Here is a 16,617-nt window from a genome sequence, read left to right on the forward strand (position 1 = left end):
GGGGCTGCCCGTCCCTGGGGAAGGGGCAGCCCCGCCGCCTCACGCCCTCCTGTCTTCGGGATCCACGATGAAACGAGCAGGCCTCCGTACGTCCGGCGCCCGGCCGCCTCTCCTGCTGGCGCTGCCCGCGCTGGCGGCCGTGGCGTTCCTCGGGCTCCCGCTCCTCGGCATCCTCGTACGGACCGAGTGGAGCGCACTCGCCTCCCACCTCACCTCGCCGGGCACCGTCGAGGCCCTGAGGCTCTCCCTCCTCGTCTCCTTCTGGGCCCTCGGGCTCTCCCTCCTGCTCGGGGTGCCGCTCGCCTGGCTGCTGGCCCGGGTCCCGTTCCGGGGCAAGGCGTTCGTGCGCTCGCTGGTGCTGCTCCCGATGGTGCTGCCGCCGACCGTCGGCGGTGTGGCGCTGCTGCTCGCGTTCGGGCGTCGCGGGCTCCTCGGGCCCTGGCTGGAGTCCACCTTCGGCATCACGCTGCCGTTCCACACGTCCGGCGCGGTCCTCGCGGCCACCTTCGTCGCCATGCCGTTCCTGGTCATCAGCCTGGAGGGCGCGCTGGGCGGGCTGCGCCCCCGGTACGAGGAGACGGCGGCCTCGCTCGGCGCCTCACCGGTCCGGGTCTTCTTCACCGTCACGCTGCCGATGGTGGCGCCCGGGGTCGTCGCGGGGGCGGCCCTGACCTGGGCCCGGGCGCTCGGCGAGTTCGGCGCCACCATCACCTTCGCCGGGAACCTGCCGGGCACCACCCAGACCCTGCCCCTCCAGGTCTACCTCCTGCTCCAGGACGAGCCGGAGGCCGCGACCTCGGTCTCCCTGCTGCTCCTCGCCATCGCCATGGGCGTGCTCATCGCCCTGCGGGGACGGTGGACGGGCACTCCGGCGGACCGGGTCCGCCGCACGGCGCCCGCCCCCGACACCGATGCCGCTCCCGTCCCCGTCTCCGTCCCCACCCCCACCCCCGCCGCCGGTCCGGGGGCCGACGGCCTCCGGCCCGCGCCGCCCGGCGCACGCTGGTCCCTGCACGCCGAGGTCACCGGATACACGCAGCTCACCCTCGACGCCGAACCCGGCACCACGATCGCCGTCGTGGGGCCCAACGGCGCCGGCAAGACCACCTTGCTCCGGGCCCTCCTGGGTCTGACCCCGCGCTCCCACGCCGACCTCACCCTCGGCGGCACCGACGTCACGGCCCTGCCCCCGCACCGGCGGCGCGTCGCCTGGGTCCCGCAGGACGGCGCCCTCTTCCCGCACCTGACCGCGCTCGCCAACACCGCGTACGGGCTGCGCGCCCAGGGCGTGCCGCGCGCGGAGGCCCGGCACGAGGCGCAGAACTGGCTCGACCGCCTCGGCGTCGGGCACCTGGCCCACCGCCGCCCCGCCCAGCTCTCCGGCGGTCAGGCCCAACGCGTCGCCCTGGCCCGCGCGCTGGCCGCCCGCCCCCGGCTCCTCGTCCTCGACGAGCCCCTCGCCGCCCTCGACCAGACCACCCGGGCGCAGGTCCGGCACACCCTGCGCAGCCACCTCACCGGTTTCGGCGGCGTCTGCCTGATCGTCACCCACGACCCGGTCGAGGCCGTCTCGCTCGCCGACCGGGTCCTCGTCCTGGAGGACGGACGCGCCCTGCAGGACGCGGAGCCTGCCGAGGTCACGCGCCACCCCCGCTCGCCGTGGGTCGCGCGCATGCTCGGCCGCAACGCCTGGCCGGGCACCGCCACGCCCGACGGCCTCGCGCTCGACGGGGGCGGCACCCTGATCTCGGCGGAGGCCCCGCCCGCCGGCACGCCCGCGCTCGCCATCGTCGCGCCCGAGGCCGTGTCCCTGCACCGGGAGAAGCCGACCGGCAGCCCCCGTAACGTCTGGCCCGGGACCGTACGCGAGATCACGGCGAGCGGGAGCAGGCTGCGGGTCCTGGTCGCCTCCGACGACGCGCCCGACCTCGTCGCCGAGATCACCCCCCAGTCCGCCGCCGAGCTCGGCCTCGCCGACGGGGTGTCGGTCTGGGTCGGCGTCAAGGCGACGGAGACGACCGTCGTCCCCCTCTGACCGCCGCCCGGCCCCGTGCGAGGGCGAGAACGCGGGAAGGCCGCGCCCCGGAGCCGGGGCGCGGATTCGGAACGCCGTGCCGCCGGCGGCCCGCGCGCGTCAGAGGATCGGCGGCCTGCCCAGCCGGGTCATGCGCCAGACCGTGCTCCAGCGCATCGCCCCGCGCGGGCCGCACGAGGTGCGGACGCCCTCGAAGAAGCCGCCCCACCAGGCCTTGAGGCCAGCGGCCTCGCGGGTGCGGAGCAGGGTGATGAGGATCCACACGCCGAGGTAGACGGGGATCAGCGGCACCGGGAGCCGGCGGCGGGCCAGCCACACGCGGTTCCGGGCGGTGTTGCGGTAGTAGACCGCGTGCCGGGCCGGAGAGGTCTTCGGGTGCTGGAGGACGAGCTCCGGTTCGTAGACGATCTTCCAGCCGGCGTCCAGGGCCCGCCACGCCAGGTCGGACTCCTCGTGCCCGAAGAAGAACTCCCCCGCCCACAGGCCGGTCTGACGCAGCATCGGCATCGAGAAGGCGTGGCCGCCGCCGAGGAAGGCAGTCACCTGGCCGCCGCGCATCGGGTCGTCCGCCCGCAGCCGGGGCACCCAGCGCCGCTCGGTGTGGCCGTGCTCGTCGGCGACCCGGAAGCCGATGATGCCCAGCTTCGGGTCCTCCGCGAAGAGCCGCTGGACCGTGCGGAAGACGTCGTCGGCGATGAGCAGGCCGTCGTCGTCGAGCTCGACGACGACGTCCACCTCGCCCGAGTCGCGCAGCAGCTCCAGGCCGACGTTGCGGCCGCCGGGGCAGCCCAGGTTCTCGGTCAGCGGGATCTTGGTCGCGTCCGTCACGACGTCGGTCAGCGGCGTCGCGTTGCCCACCAGGACCACCCGCGTCGCGGGGACGTCCTGCCGCTCCACCGAAGCGAGCAGCGCCTCCAGCTCCCGCGGGCGGTTGCCCATGGTGACGATGACGACTCCGATGCGCGGCAAAGGCATGACGGTGAACTCCAGTGGTCGGGGACGTGCCGATGCTAACGCCGCCCGCGTCCCGCTCCTCAACCGGCGCTCAGGAGCGTTCCCTCAGCCTGGGCCGGCACCGCCCGGAGAGCGATCTTGGCCTGGCGCGCCGACAATGAGCACGACGGACGGTCTCGCGAGGAACGGTGCGGCCATGACGGTGGAAGAGCGGACTCCGTACGTCGGCCCGGCGGCGGCCGTCGACGAGTCGGCGCCCCTGGGAGAGCTCGTGGTCCGGCTCGTCGGCGCCTACCCCTCCGTCGACGTGACCACCGTCGAGTCGGTGGTCCGGAGCGCGTACGCCCACTTCGACCACGCCAGGATCCGGGCCTACCTCCCGATCCTGGTCGAGCGGCGGTCCCGGAAGGCGCTCGACGCCATGAACGGGAGCGGGCCCGGCCACGGCCCGGAGGCCGGACCATGACCGACCGGCCGCCGTCGGCCCAGGTGGCAGCCGGGGCCCGGCCAAGGGAGCATGGCCGCGGAGGACGCCATGGCTCCTGAACGACCCGATGGCTCGTCGGGCCCCCCGTCCGATCCACCCTCGGACGGGGGGCCCGAGGCCATACACGAGCCCGAGCACGAGCCCGAGCCCGAGCCCAAGCCCGAGCCCGAGCCCAAGCCCCTGGCCGAGGCCAAGCACGAGCCCAAGCACGAACCCGAGGCCAAGCCCGAGCCTGAGGCCGAGGCCGAGGCCAAGCACGAGCCCCAGCCCAAGCCCGAACCCGAGTCCGCGCGCCGGTCCCGTGCCGACGAGCCGCCGCCGGACTCCGGGAAGCCCGGGAAGCGCCGCCGCTGGTGGCCGCCCCGGCTCACGGTGCCGGGCTGCTGGGGCGCGCTCCTCCTCGCCTGTCTGTCCTTCACTCCGTCGCTGCTCCCTCGCAGCGGTGTCCTGCAGGGGCTGATCGCCGGGATCAGCGGGGCGATCGGGTACGGCCTCGGCGTCGTCGCCGCGTATGTGTGGCGGGCGTTCGCCGACCGGGAGGCCCGGACCGCGTCGCACCGGTCGTGGCGGGTGCTGATCGTCGCCGCGGTCGTGCTGTTGGGCGTCGCGTTCGGGCTCGGGCAGTACTGGCAGCACGAGATCCGCCGGCTCATGGACGTCACCGACTACAGCCTCCCCGCCACCGTCGCCTGTCCCTTCGTCGCCGTCCTCGTCTTCTGGCTGCTGCTGCTCGTCGGGCGGGGCCTGCGGCGCGCTTACCACTGGGCCGCCCGCCTGCTCGGGCGCTGGGTGGGTCCGCAGGCCGCGCGGGTGGTGGGCTGGACCCTGGTGGTGGCCCTGGCGTGGTCCGTGTTCAGCGGGGTGCTGCTCGCCGGCTTCGTGAACGGGATGAACGAGGCCTTCTCGCTGCGGGACAAGGAGACGCCGCAGGGCGTGCACCAGCCCGTCTCTCCGCTGCGCTCGGGCGGGCCGGGTTCGCTGGTGCCGTGGGACTCGCTGGGCTATCAGGGTCGGGCCTTCACCGGCGGCGGTCCGACGGCCGCGCGGATCGGCGCGTTCACGCACCGCGCGGCGCGGGAGCCCGTGCGGGCGTACGCGGGTCTGGAGACGGCCGACAGCGCGGAGGGCCGGGCGCAGCGGGCGGTCGCGGACCTGAAGCGGGCGGGCGGCTTCGAACGGAAGAACCTGTTGGTCATCACCACCACGGGCAGCGGCTGGGTGGACCCGGCCGCCGTGGACTCGTTCGAGTACCTCGGCGACGGGGACGCGGCGACCGTGTCGATGCAGTACTCGTACCTCCCGTCGTGGATGTCGTACCTCGTCGACCAGTCCAAGGCCCGCGAGGCCGGCCGCGAGCTGTTCGACGCGGTGTACGACGTGTGGTCCAAGCTGCCCCAGGACCACCGCCCGCGGCTGTTCGTGGCGGGCGAGAGCCTGGGCTCGTTCGGCGGGGAGGCGGCCTTCAGCGGGGAGTACGACCTGCGCAACCGCACCGCCGGCACCCTGTTCGCGGGGCCGCCCAACTTCAACACCCTCTTCCGCGAGTTCACCGACCACCGGGAGCCGGGGAGCCCCGAGATCGAGCCCGTCTACAGGGAGGGGCGGACCGTCCGCTTCACCGGCGACCCGGCCGGCGCGATCCCCCCGAAGGACCGCCCGTGGGACGGGACGCGGGTCCTGTACCTCATGCACCCGTCCGACCCGATCGTCTGGTGGAGCCCCGACCTGGCCCTGAGCGAACCCGACTGGATCGGGGAGACGCCCGGCACCGACGTGCTCGGCTCCATGTTCTGGATCCCGCTCGTGACGTTCTGGCAGGTCACCGCCGACCTGCCGTTCTCCACGGGGGTGCCGGACGGCCACGGGCACGTGTACAAGGCCGCGTACGTGGACGGCTGGGCCGCGGTCATGCACCCGTCCGGCTTCACCCCGCAGGACCTGGACCGGCTCAAGGAGATCGTCAGCCCGCCGAAGTGAGGGTGCCGCAGGTGCCGTGCCGCAGGTGCGCGGCGCGGGCGGTCAGTCGGTGCGCGCGGTCAGCGCACCAGGTAGCCGACGAGGTAGCCGAGGGCGTTGACCGCCCAGTGCAGGCCCATCGGCGCGAGGAGGCTGCCGCTGCGGCGGCGCAGTTCGCAGAAGAGGACGCCCGCCGCGGCCGTGAACAGCACGGCCGCCCCGATCGCGACGCCCGCGCCGAGCGCCGAGTCGCCGAAGACCGTGGTCAGTGAGGGCTTCGCCGTCGACAGGTGCAGCGACGGCAGCACGTGCCACAGGCCGAACAGGAGGCTCGACACGGCGGTCGCCCAGACGGTGCCCCGGGCCCGGGCCACCAGCCCGTACAGCACCCCACGGAAGGCGGTCTCCTCCAGCAGGACGGTACCGACGGGCACGTACACGAGCACGCGCAGGGCCAGCTCGCCGCCGTCCATGCCCGCGTACCGCCGGTCCTCGAAGAGGCCCCTGGTGGCCGGCAGCAGCGCCCCGGCCAGGTAGACGACGCCGACCAGGCCGATCAGGGCCAGCGCCCAGCGGGCGCCGCGCCCCAGCGTGCCGGGCGCCAGGCCCGCGTCCGCCCGCGTGCCGCCCGCCCAGCGGAGCACGCCGAGCAGCAGGGCGGTGGCCACCACGGCCGTCACGAGTTCGACGGGACCCGACCAACGGTGCAGGAGCACGTTGGCGACGCCGAGCACGCCCACGGCGAACGCGAACGCCGGCCAGGTGCCGATCGGCCCGCGCCACCGGCTCCGCGGCGGGACGCCTGCGGTGCCGTCGTGCCGCCGCCCGGGGGGTACGGCGTCGTGGGGGTCGCGGGAGGGCACCGGGCCGAGTCCGTCCTTCGATCGCGCCGACGTGTCGTCTGCCCCTCCCCGCGGCCCACGCTACCGGGCACCGTCCCGCCCCGCCGTTCGGCTCAGCCCAGCACCTCCACCTCCGGGTACCGGTCGCCGGGGTGCGCGAAGAACGGCGTGGGCCGCCGCCGGAGATGCAGATCGAAGAAGGCCGTGACGGCGGTGCGCTGGGCCGCCAGGGAGCGCCGGGGGTCGATGGTGCCGATGAGTTCGGCGGCGGGGACCTGAGGACCGCCGGTGAGCTGCGGAAGGAGGACCTGAAGGTCGGTGTACGAGCCGTGGGCGGCGTTCCGCAGGCGCAGGGCGCGCCTCCAGCCGGTCGAGGCGGCCCAGAAGCTCGCCCAGCTCGGCTCGGTGCCGAGGGTCTTCGTACCGGAGGCCATCAGCAGGAACGGCGTGCCGACGCCGGTGTGGGCGACCGGGCCGACGAACTCGCCGTCGAGGCCGGCGGCCGCGCGGACGCGCGGGTCGTCGTGGGCGAGCTGGGCGGCGACGGAGCCGCCCAGGGACTGCCCGAACGCGCCGGTCCTCGACAGGTCGAGCGCCTCGGGCAGTCCGGCGGGCAGGGGCCGCCGCCCGGCGTCGGGGTTGCGCCCGTGGGCCAGGGCGTCGAGCCGGCCGAGGACGAAGCCGGCGTCGGCGAGGCGGGCGCGGGCGTGTAGCGCCAGGAGGGCGGCGATGACCTCCGGGGTGAGCTCGTCGGGCAGCGGGAGGGCCCGTTCGACGCGCCCGCCGGGGAACTCGACCTGGTCGGCCTCGTAGGTGGAGTCGAGGGCGACCACGACGTAGCCCCGGCTCGCGAGCTCCTCGACCAGGGTGGTGCCGAGCGCGCGGGTGCCGCCGTCGCCGGACGAGAACAGCACCACGGGCAGCTGTCCGGCCGCGCGGGCGACGGGTGCGCCGGTCCGCGCGTGGGTGCGGATCCCCCGCCAGTCCACCGCGCCGGTGGGAATGCCCAGGGCGGGGGCGGAGTGCGCGTCCCAGTCGGCTGCGGCCGCCGGGGGCAGCCACGGGGCGGTCGGGTACGTCCCTCCAGGATCCGCCGGGTACCAGACGCCGGCCATCAGCTCGCGGAAGGGCCGCGCCGGTACGAGGGGGTCCGGGCGGGCCCCGTCGACGAGGTGCAGGTCGACGGTGCCGACCGGCCAGGGCCCGGTGGGCGGCGGCAGGCGGAGCGCGCAGGGGGCCGGTGCCGCGCCGGGGGCGTTCGGGGCGGCGGGCCGTGCGGGTGGGCGGGCGGCGGCGCCCGTCGTGGCGAGTGCGGTGGCGGCGCCCAGTGTCCTGAGCAGTCCGCGACGGGTGAGGGGCATGGTCCGGCTCCTTGCGAGGGGTGGGTGCGGGGACACGTCCAGAATTCCGACGGCCCCGCGCCCGGGGCGACGTCCCGGGGGACGATCCGTCCGGTGTGCGCCGGTCGCCCGGGGAGCGGCCCGCTCCTCCCTCGGGAGGAGTCCGCGTATCCCGGGGGCGCACCCCGCTTCTCCGCCGGTGGGCTGACGTGCTCCCGGGGCCGGGGCCCTAGCGTGGGCCCTGGAGAGACGCCCAGCCTGCGAGGACGGACACGATGGTCGAAGCCGCGGTACGGACGGATCCGCTCGGGTTTCCGGGCCGGCTCCTGGTGCGCGTACCGCCCCTGGCGCGGGACGCGTCACTGGCGGCGGCGCTCTGGCTGGTGACGTTCGGTCCGGGGCGGTTGGAGGGTGCCACGGGGATCGTCCTGCAGACGGCCCTCGTGCTGCCGCTGGTGTGGCGGCGCCGGGCTCCCCGCCTCGTGTTCGGCGTGATCGGCGCCGTCGCGCTGGCGCAGTGGCTGCTGGGCGTCCAGTCGCCCGCCGACGCGGCGCTGCTGATCGCCCTCGGTACGGTCGCCGCCCGGTCGCCGGGGCGGTCCGCGTGGGCGGCGGGGCTCGTCGCGGTGGCCGGGGCCGTGCTGGCGGCGGCCCGCTGGGCGCCCGAGGGCCGGTTCCTCGCCTCCGCCGCCGCGATGACCGCCGGGGTCGCCGCGAGCGCGCTGCTCGGTGCGCACACGCGGATCAGGCGCGCCGCGCGGGAGGACCGCGTGGCCCGGTTGGAGCGGGAGCGCGACGAGCGGGCGCGGCTCGCCGTGGCCGAGGAACGGGCCCGGATCGCGCGGGAGTTGCACGACAGCGTCACACATAGCCTGTCGGTCGTGGTGGCGCTCGCCGACGCGGTGGTGCACGCGCGGCCCGCCGACGCGCTCGCCGTGACGGGCCGGATCGCCGAGACCGGGCGGCAGGCGCTGACCGACATGCGGCGCTCGCTGGGCCTCCTCCAGAACGCCGGATCCGACGCCGAAGCCGACGCGGAACCCGACGCGGAACCCGACGCGGAACGGCATCCGCCGCCCGGTGTCGCCCAGCTCGGGGCGTTGTGCGAGCGGATGGGGGCGGCGGGCCTGACGACCCGTCTCCGGGTGGACGGCGACGCCACCCGGGTGCCCGCGGCGGCGCAGCTGACGGTCCACCGCCTGGTGCAGGAGTCCCTGACCAACGCGCTGCGCCACACGCCCGAGGGCACGTCCGCCGAGGTCCGGGTCTCCTGCGCGCCCCGGGCCGTCACGGTCGAGGTGACCGACGACGGGCCTGCCGTGCCGGTCCCCGCGCCCGGGCGCGGTCTGGCGGGGATGCGGGAACGCGCCGCGGCCTACGGCGGGGTGCTGCGCGCCGGTCCGCTGCCGGGCGGCGGCTGGCGGGTCTTCGTACGGCTCGATCCGGGCGGTGCCCCGTGAGCGTCCGTGTGCTCCTCGTCGACGACGAGGAACTGCTGCGGCTTGCGTTCACCATGATCCTGCGGGCCGAGCCCGGCATGGAGCCGGTCGGCGAGGCGGCGGACGGCGAGGCCGCCGTGGAGCTGGCGCGGCGGCTGCGCCCCGATGTGGTCCTGATGGACGTACGAATGCCGGGCACCGACGGCATCGAGGCGACCCGGCGGGTGCTCCGGGAGGTGCCCGGGACGCGGGTGCTCGTCCTCACCACGTTCGACCTGGACGAGTACGCCTTCGAAGCGCTGCGGGCCGGTGCCTCCGGATTCCTGCTCAAGAACAGCCGGCCCGAGGAGCTGCTGGCCGCGATCCGTGACGTGGCCCGCGGTGACGCCGTGGTCTCCCCCCGCGTGACCCGGCGTCTGCTCGACCGCTTCGCCCACCGGCTCCCCGCCGCCGGTGAAGGCGGCGGGGAGCGTCTGCTCCTGCTGACCCCGCGCGAACGCGAGGTCCTGCTCGGCGCCGCCCGCGGCCTGACCAACACCGAACTCGCCGCCGCCCTGGGTCTGGCGGAGCCCACGGTGAAGAAGCACCTCGGCCGGGTCATGGCCAAGCTGGGGCTGCGGGACCGCGTGCGGGCGGTGATCTTCGCGTACGAGAGCGGACTGGTCCGGCCGGGCTGAGGAGCCGGTGGCGGCGGGTCAGGCGACGTTGACCGCGCTCCAGGCGGCGGCGACCGTGGCGTACTCGGCGCTGGTGGCGCCGTAGAGGTCCTTGGCCGCGCTCAGGGTCGCGGTGCGGGCGCCCTTGTAGTCGGTGGTGGACGTCATGTAGACGGTCAGCGCCCGGTACCAGATGGCGGAGGCCTTCTGGTTGCCGATGCCGGTGACGGTGGAGCCGTTGTACGTCGGGCTGTTGTACGTGACGCCGTTGATGGTCTTGGTGCCGCTGCCCTCGCTGGCGAGGAAGAACCAGTGGTTGCCGACGCCGGAGGAGTTGTGCACGTCGAGCCGGCCGACGGACTTCGACCAGTAGTCGGCGGAGCGGCCGTCGAGGGACGGCTTGTCGAAGCGGCGCAGCCACGGCGGGGTGGACTGGTCGCTGAAGAGGTAGTCGGGGGTGTCGACCGGGTTGGCGGCGTACCACTCGACCATGGTGCCGAGGATGTCGCTGGTGGCCTCGTTGAGGCCGCCGGACTCGCCGCTGTAGCGCAGGTTGGCGGTGGCCGAGGTGACGCCGTGGGTCATCTCGTGGCCCATGGTGTCGAGGTCGACCTGCTCGGGGTCGGTGGTGCCGTCGCCGTCGCCGGTCATCATGCAGAAGCAGGAGTCCGACCACTGGGCGTTGTCCCAGTTGGTGCCGACGTGGACGAAGACGGTGGCGCCGCGGCCGTCGTTCTTGATGCCGTTGCGGCCGAAGGTGCTCTTGTAGTAGTCGAAGGTCTTCGCGGTGTTGACGTGCGCGTCGACGGCGGCGGTGGAGCGGTCGGTGGAGAACTTCCGCCCGTCGCCCCAGATGTTGTCGGCGTCGGTGACGAGCGTGCCCGACGAGCTGTTCAGGGACGAGGCGGAGACGTTGTGCGCGTCCTTGGTGATGTGCTTGCGGGTCGGGTCGATCAGGGCGAAGGTGCCGTCGGCCTGCTGGGTGGTGTCGATGGAGACGTCACCGGTGTACTCGGAGTGGCCGGTGCCGGTGGCCTCGCGCTCGGTGTCGTAGTTCTCGATCGCGGCGCCGGTCCTGGCGTCGGTGACGAAGACCTCGCCGTGCGGCTGGCCCTTGTCGCCCAGGCCCTGCACGGTGGTGCGCCAGGCCAGGCGGGCGGTGCCGTCGGCGGCCCAGACGATCAGCTCGGGGGTGGAGCGGGCGTTGCGGACCAGTCCGTGCGAGCGGCGCAGTGCGCCGGCCGCGGTGCCCTTGGCGTCGACGGCGGGGGCGACGGAGGCGAGCGCCACGCGGTGGGCGCGGGCGTGGCTGGAGCCCTTGAGCGCGCCGTCGGCCTTCTGGTGGACGACGAAGTCGCCGCCGACGACGGGGAGGCCGCGGTAGGTGCGCTCGAAGCGCACGTGCTGGGTGCCGTCGGCGTCGATCACGACGTCCTTGACCACGAGGGCCTGGCCCGCGCCGAAGCCGAAGGTGTCGGCGTGCCGGGTCACGTTGGCCTGGGCCCGGGCGATCGCCGTGGCGCGGACCGATATGCCGTGCTGCGCGGCGTGGGGCTGCGAGTAGGCGGGGGCGGCCAGTGCACCGGTGGTGAGGACACCGGCGGCGACCATCGTGGAAAGGGCAAGCAGGGGACGGGGCATGACGCGGTGTTCCTTCGCTCGTCGTGGGGGGTGACGACGTCCTGGGACGTTGACGCGAAGTGTTCACCAGGTGACATGTTCCTGACGTGATCCCAGGTGGGGTACAACCGCGGAGCTATAGGGGGTGCGGAACGTTATAGGGGTACGCGCCGAGGAGGGCGTACGGGATGCCCGTACGGGGCACGCACGGAGACGGAGGGGGCGTACGGGATGCGGGCGCGGGGGCACGCGCGGACGGGGCGTACGGGTTCGCCGGCGCGGGGCCCGCACGGAGGGGGCGTACGGGGTGCGGTGCGGCGCCCGCCCCCGGTCACCCGTCCGCGCCGAGCGCGAACTCCTCGCCGTCGTCCTCCCACCACGCCAGGTACGAGGGCCGCTGCCGCACCAGCGAGAGGTAGGCGGCGAGCAGGCGCTCGGCCACCGCGTCGGCCAGCTCGGGCGGCACCGTGTCCGTGTTCCAGGCGAGCTGGAGCCGCCGGTGGAACGGGACGTCGGCGAGGGGGCGCTGCACGGTGCCCTGGGCGGGGACGTCGGCGGTCGGCCAGACCCCGCAGACGGCACGCCGGCCGGCCACGAGGATCCGCGCCACCGAGAGGTCCGAGGTCACGTGGGCGATGCGCGGGGTGAAGCCCGCCGACTGGCAGGTGAGGTGGAGGTAGGCGTGCACGCCGCTCTCGTCGGCCTCCGGCATGACCCATTCCTCGTCGGCGAGGTCACGCAGGCTCACCGTCTCCTGGCGGGCCAGCGGATGGTCCTCGGCGAGCAGGACGAAGACGGGCTCGCGCAGCAGCGTGCGCGTCGCCACCGATTCGCCGACGGGAAGAGGGAACCCCGGGAACTCGCCGTACACCGCGATGTCGCATTTCGCCTGGCTCAGCGCCTTCACCAGGGTGTGCACCGAGCGGCGGGCGTCGATGCCGAGCCGCCGCTCCGGGACGAGTTCGAAGAGGGCCGGGATCAGCAGCGAGACGAGCGGGCCCGCGGTGCCGCCGGCCCGCAGCGGGGCGGCGGTCTCCCGGTCAGCCTCGGCCGTCGACCGCGCGTGCGCGCGCAGCCGGTCGAAGCCGACCACGAGGTCACGGGCGCAGCGGAGCACGTACTGCCCGTTCTCGTTCGGCTGCACCCCTTCGGCGCTGCGGACGAAGAGCGGACCGCCCAGCTCGTGCTCGATCCGTTTCAGCTGGGCGCTCGTGGCCGGCTGGGACAGCTGCAGCCGCGCCGCGGCTTTGCGGATGCTGCCGGCCTCGGCGACGGTGAGCAGGACACGGAGGTGCCGGAACTCGAGGTGCATGAAGAATCCCCGCTCAGGGCGGAGGGCCCCTTGCACCCCCCGTGACCAGCAGTACCTGTTGCCCGAGGGCATGGTGACCAAGAGTCCGCCGGAGGCGTCGGGGCGGCAACCACGGAAGGGCAAAATCTAGGTGCCCCCACCACGGCTTTGCACGGGCATCGCGCCGCCGGTCAGGCGTCCCGGCCCCGGTCCGGCGTCCCGAGATAGCGGTCCAGGGGCGGTTCCTGTGCCAGTACGGCGCCGATGGTGACCGCGAAGGTGAGGGCGGCGCACACCCCGATGAGCCACGACAGCATCGTCAGGACCAGCCCCAGGGAGCCGTATTCGTCGAGGGCGCGGTTGAGCGCGCCGGGCATGTAGAGCCGGGCCGTCAGGGCGAGGGCGGTCGTCGCGGCGGCGGCCAGGAGGGAGCCGGGCAGGAGGGGCAGCCACGGGACCCGGTTGGCGAGCAGGAGGTGCTGGGTCCAGAGCCACACCGCGACGCCCACGAGGAAGTACACCGGCATGCCCAGCCACGCCCCGACGCCGAAGCCGTCCCGGATCGGGGCCTGGAACAGCACCACCAGACACAGCGCCAGGAGCCACACGGTCCATCGCCAGGCCGCGATCCGGGTCCCGGCCTTGGGCAGCCCCCAGGCCCGTTCGCAGACCCGGGACATGGCCCGGCTGAAACTGGTGGCCGAGACCAGCGCCACGAACGCGCCGACGAACCCGGTGGTCTCCCGCAGGCCCTCGGTGGCGGAGCCGTCCAGGACCTGCCGCAGCTGGGCGTCGGAGGCGCCCGTCAGTCCGAACATGGCGCGCAGGGAGTCCTGTAGCTGGTCACGCACGCCGGTCGGGGCGAAGGCCGCCAGGACGAAGAGGAGGGGGACGGCGGCGAGGAACGCCTGGGCCGCGAGCCGGGTGGCCGCGTCGAGGAGGTTCCCGCCGACCAGTCGGCCCGTCAGCTCCGTGAGCACCGGGAAGCGGCGCTCGGCCGCACTCCGGATGCCGCGCACCCGGGCCGCCATCGACATCCCGCCTCCCTGCCCTCCGCCGACCGGTCCAGGCCATTGGACTCGACCCCGGGCCGCCCGGCGACCCGGACCGGCCGTGGCGACGGCGCGGCGGACCCGAGGTCGCTCATTGGGGCGAACATCACCATACTGGACATATGTCCCGGCATTCCGAGAAGGCGCACGCACCGCCCACCATGACGGTCAAGGGGAGGGACGTCCGGCTCCGCACCCTGGGCCTGCTGGTGCTCGCGGCCCTGGCCATCTGGTTCATCGCCGCCAACACCGGCTCGGTCACCATCCGCCTCTGGATCCCCGAGGTCACCCTCCCCCTGTGGATCGTCCTGACGGTCACTCTCCTCGTCGGGATCATGATGGGCATGTTCATGTCCTACCGCCGCCGCGCCCGCCGCTGACCCGCTCCGGACCGCCCCGTCGGCGACCCCCCGTCCCGACGGCGACCGTCCCTTCCCGACCGGCCCGCCGTCGGCGTAACCCGTCGCACCCGCGCACGCGTTCCGCCCGCACGCGTTCCGCCCGCGCGGCTGCCGGTCACCGGCGCGGTACGGGGACGAGGCGCAGGAGTCCGTGGAGGACGGCGTCGATCCGGTCCTGCGCGGGCTCGTCGCCCACATGCGTCAGGAGCCGGGCCAGGACGCTCAGCAACTGCGGCGAGGCCATCACCCGGGGATGCAGCACCGGACGGTAGCCGAAGCGCGAGAAGAGCAGGTCCCCCGCGACGTTGCCGAGCCGGAAGTACCGTGCCCAACGGCGTTGGATCTCCACCGGGTACTGGTGCAGCGCGTGCTCCCTGCGCGGCCCGGCCGGGCGGGCCAGCGCCAGCGCGATGGTGTCCGCGGCCACTTCGGCGGCCTCCATCGCCTGCGCGATGCCCTCGCCGCTCCACGGACTCACCATGCCCGCGCTGTCCCCCACGAGCAGCAGCCCCCGCCGGTACTGCGGACGCCGGTTCAGCCCCATCGGCAGCGGCGCGCTGCGCAACGGGGACTCGGCGTTCTCCTCGCGCAGCCCCCACTCCTCGGGCAGCCGGGGCAGCCAGTGCTCCAGGGCCGCCCGCAGGTCCACTGGCCGGCGCCTCCGCTGCTGCGGCAGGGCGCCGAGGCCCACGTTGACGCGCCCGTCGCCCAGCGGGAACACCCACCCGTAGCCGGGCAGGTCGAGACCGGTGCGGGGACAGCGCAGGTCGGCCCAGAGCTCCAGGTACGGGTCGTGGGTGCGGGCCTCGCTGCGGTAGTAGCGCCGGGCCGCCGCCGCCACGGGCCGCTTCTCGTCCCGTACGAGCCCCAGGCCGAGCGCCGTGCGCGCGGAGGCGCCGTCGGCCGCGACCACCAGCGGGGCCCGGTACCGGACCGGCTCGCCCTCGGGGCCGCGGACGGCGGCCACGCCGACGACATGGCCCGCGCGGTCGGTCAGCGGGCCCGTCACCTTCACCTGGGTGCGCAGGCGGGCCCCGGCGTCGCTCGCGTGGGTGGCGAGCAGGTCGTCGAAGTCGTGCCGGCTGCGGGTGAGCCCGAAGTCCGGGTGGGCGCCGAGCCGCGGCCAGTCCAGCTCCACCTGGTGGCCCCCGCAGACCCAGCGCATCCCCTTGTTGCGCATCCAGCCCGGGGCGTCGATGTCGACGCCCATCCGGATCAGCTGGAGGACGCTTCGGGGTGTCAGACCGTCCCCGCACACCTTCTCGCGGGGGAAGCCGCTCTTCTCCAGGAGCAGCACATCGACACCGGCGTGGGCCAGGTGCACCGCGGCGGCGGAACCCGCCGGTCCCGCCCCCACGACGATGACCTGCGCCTCCTCGTCGGCGGCGCCTTCGGATCCCCCTCGGCCGCCGTCGCGACCCCCACCGGACTCGTCACTTTTGGTGATCACGCCACTACTATGCCCCCGATTCCGGACGCCAGACCTCGTGGCACGCGCCGAACCGCGGCCCCGGCGCACGGCCCCCTCGCACCGCCCCCGCGCGGGGCACCCACGCGGCCCCGCGCTGCGGCACACTGGCTGTGGGGGGCGCGCGCCTCGCGCGCCCGCAGGCCCGGAAGAAGGTGTCCGGATGGCCAGGAATCGGTCCCGGTCGCGCTACGCCCCCGACCGGGGGCTCTCGACCCGTATGGCGACGACGATGTTCCTGATCGGGCTGCTGTACGTGGTCTTCGTCGGCGTCCTGCTGGTGCTGCTGCGCGGCTCCTGGCCCGTGATCCTGCTCATCGTGGGCGTCCTGTTCGTCGGCCAGTTCTGGTTCAGCGACAAGATCGCCGCGCTGGGCATGGGCGCCCGCGAGGTCACCCGCGAGCAGGCTCCCGAGCTGCACGGCACGGTGGACCGGATCTGTGCGCTGGCCGACCTGCCCAAGCCGAAGGTGGCGATCGCCGACAGCGACGTGCCCAACGCCTTCGCCACCGGGCGGGGCGAGAAGACGGCGCTGGTCTGCGTCACCACCGGCCTGCTGCGCCGGCTCGAGCCGGAGGAGCTGGAGGGCGTCCTCGCCCACGAGATGTCCCACGTGGCGCACCGGGACGTCGCGGTGATGACCATCGCCTCGTTCCTCGGCGTCCTCGCCGGGATGATGACCCGGGTCGCGCTGTACAGCGGACTCGGCCGCAGCCGTGACGCCAACGCGGCCGCCGCCCTCATCCTCGTGCCCGTCATCAGCGGAGCGGTGTACGTGCTGAGCTTCCTGCTCACCCGGGTGCTCTCCCGCTACCGCGAGCTGGCCGCCGACCGGGCCGCGGCGCTGCTCACCGGCCGCCCCTCGGCGCTGGCCTCCGCGCTGACCAAGGTGTCCGGGGAGATGGCGCGGATCCCGACGCAGGACCTGCGCAAGGCGGAGCCGTACAACGCCTTCTGGTTCACCCCGGCGTTCTCCTCGAAGGAGAGCCTCGGCCGGCTGCTGTCCACCCACCCCACCCTGGAGCAGCGCCTGGACCAGCTCGCCCGGATCTCGGAGCGGCTGGGACAGGTCTGAG

General features: G+C 74.7%; 14 protein-coding genes. 7 read left to right on the plus strand and 7 right to left on the minus strand.

Annotated features, from left to right (window positions below):
• Positions 1-67 precede the first annotated feature (67 nt).
• Positions 68-2,035 (plus strand): ABC transporter permease, encoded by a 1,968-nt coding sequence (locus tag ACZ3ZE_RS07050; protein ID WP_467257802.1) that lies wholly within the window; start codon positions 68-70, stop codon positions 2,033-2,035.
• Between the two features lie 99 nt (positions 2,036-2,134).
• Here ACZ3ZE_RS07050 and ACZ3ZE_RS07055 read toward each other — a convergent pair whose 3' ends face one another.
• Complete coding sequence (locus tag ACZ3ZE_RS07055; protein WP_442304345.1) at positions 2,135-3,010, minus strand: glycosyltransferase family 2 protein; 876 nt, start codon at positions 3,008-3,010, stop codon at positions 2,135-2,137.
• A 175-nt stretch (positions 3,011-3,185) separates the two neighbouring features.
• Here ACZ3ZE_RS07055 and ACZ3ZE_RS07060 point away from each other — a divergent pair, with 175 nt between their 5' ends.
• Both ACZ3ZE_RS07060 and ACZ3ZE_RS07065 read left to right on the plus strand, forming a co-directional pair.
• Complete coding sequence (locus ACZ3ZE_RS07060; RefSeq protein WP_361624251.1) at positions 3,186-3,455, plus strand: three-helix bundle dimerization domain-containing protein; 270 nt, start codon at positions 3,186-3,188, stop codon at positions 3,453-3,455.
• A gap of 69 nt (positions 3,456-3,524) precedes the next feature.
• A complete protein-coding gene (locus tag ACZ3ZE_RS07065) occupies positions 3,525-5,453 on the plus strand; it encodes an alpha/beta-hydrolase family protein (protein ID WP_467257804.1) in 1,929 nt (642 codons plus the stop codon).
• 59 nt (positions 5,454-5,512) lie between these two features.
• Here ACZ3ZE_RS07065 and ACZ3ZE_RS07070 read toward each other — a convergent pair whose 3' ends face one another.
• Entirely contained in the window at positions 5,513-6,295 is a 783-nt protein-coding gene (locus tag ACZ3ZE_RS07070) for a CPBP family intramembrane glutamic endopeptidase (RefSeq protein WP_361170611.1), read from the minus strand.
• A gap of 92 nt (positions 6,296-6,387) precedes the next feature.
• Entirely contained in the window at positions 6,388-7,635 is a 1,248-nt protein-coding gene (locus tag ACZ3ZE_RS07075) for an alpha/beta hydrolase family protein (RefSeq protein WP_467257807.1), read from the minus strand.
• Positions 7,636-7,889: 254 nt separating this feature from the next.
• Here ACZ3ZE_RS07075 and ACZ3ZE_RS07080 point away from each other — a divergent pair, with 254 nt between their 5' ends.
• Entirely contained in the window at positions 7,890-9,074 is a 1,185-nt protein-coding gene (locus tag ACZ3ZE_RS07080; RefSeq protein WP_467257809.1) for a sensor histidine kinase, read from the plus strand.
• The gene (locus ACZ3ZE_RS07085; RefSeq protein WP_467257812.1) at positions 9,071-9,730 is read left to right on the plus strand and encodes a response regulator transcription factor; all 660 of its coding nucleotides are present in this window, start codon (positions 9,071-9,073) and stop codon (positions 9,728-9,730) included. Before ACZ3ZE_RS07080 ends, ACZ3ZE_RS07085 begins: the two co-directional genes overlap by 4 nt.
• A gap of 18 nt (positions 9,731-9,748) precedes the next feature.
• On the opposite strand, the gene ACZ3ZE_RS07090 is transcribed toward ACZ3ZE_RS07085, so the two are convergent.
• From ACZ3ZE_RS07090 to ACZ3ZE_RS07100, 3 genes are all read right to left on the minus strand, one after another.
• Positions 9,749-11,350: a M4 family metallopeptidase gene (locus tag ACZ3ZE_RS07090; RefSeq protein WP_467257815.1), complete on the minus strand. Its 1,602-nt coding sequence runs from the start codon at positions 11,348-11,350 to the stop codon at positions 9,749-9,751.
• 310 nt (positions 11,351-11,660) lie between these two features.
• Positions 11,661-12,641 carry a LysR family transcriptional regulator gene (locus ACZ3ZE_RS07095; RefSeq protein WP_361170596.1) on the minus strand — a complete coding sequence of 327 codons (981 nt, stop codon included), beginning with the start codon at positions 12,639-12,641 and terminating at the stop codon, positions 11,661-11,663.
• A 170-nt stretch (positions 12,642-12,811) separates the two neighbouring features.
• Positions 12,812-13,657, minus strand: coding sequence for a YhjD/YihY/BrkB family envelope integrity protein (locus ACZ3ZE_RS07100; protein WP_363291036.1), 846 nt, complete (start codon positions 13,655-13,657; stop codon positions 12,812-12,814).
• Positions 13,658-13,794: 137 nt separating this feature from the next.
• Here ACZ3ZE_RS07100 and ACZ3ZE_RS07105 point away from each other — a divergent pair, with 137 nt between their 5' ends.
• Positions 13,795-14,052: a LapA family protein gene (locus ACZ3ZE_RS07105; protein WP_361170590.1), complete on the plus strand. Its 258-nt coding sequence runs from the start codon at positions 13,795-13,797 to the stop codon at positions 14,050-14,052.
• A 136-nt stretch (positions 14,053-14,188) separates the two neighbouring features.
• Here ACZ3ZE_RS07105 and ACZ3ZE_RS07110 read toward each other — a convergent pair whose 3' ends face one another.
• Complete coding sequence (locus tag ACZ3ZE_RS07110) at positions 14,189-15,523, minus strand: geranylgeranyl reductase family protein (protein ID WP_442304352.1); 1,335 nt, start codon at positions 15,521-15,523, stop codon at positions 14,189-14,191.
• A gap of 181 nt (positions 15,524-15,704) precedes the next feature.
• On the opposite strand from ACZ3ZE_RS07110, the gene htpX reads away from it, so the two are divergent.
• Positions 15,705-16,616 (plus strand): zinc metalloprotease HtpX, encoded by a 912-nt coding sequence (gene htpX, locus ACZ3ZE_RS07115; RefSeq protein ID WP_361170587.1) that lies wholly within the window; start codon positions 15,705-15,707, stop codon positions 16,614-16,616.
• Position 16,617 lies beyond the last annotated feature (1 nt).

Source organism: Streptomyces sp. NPDC023157 (genome assembly GCF_055560575.1).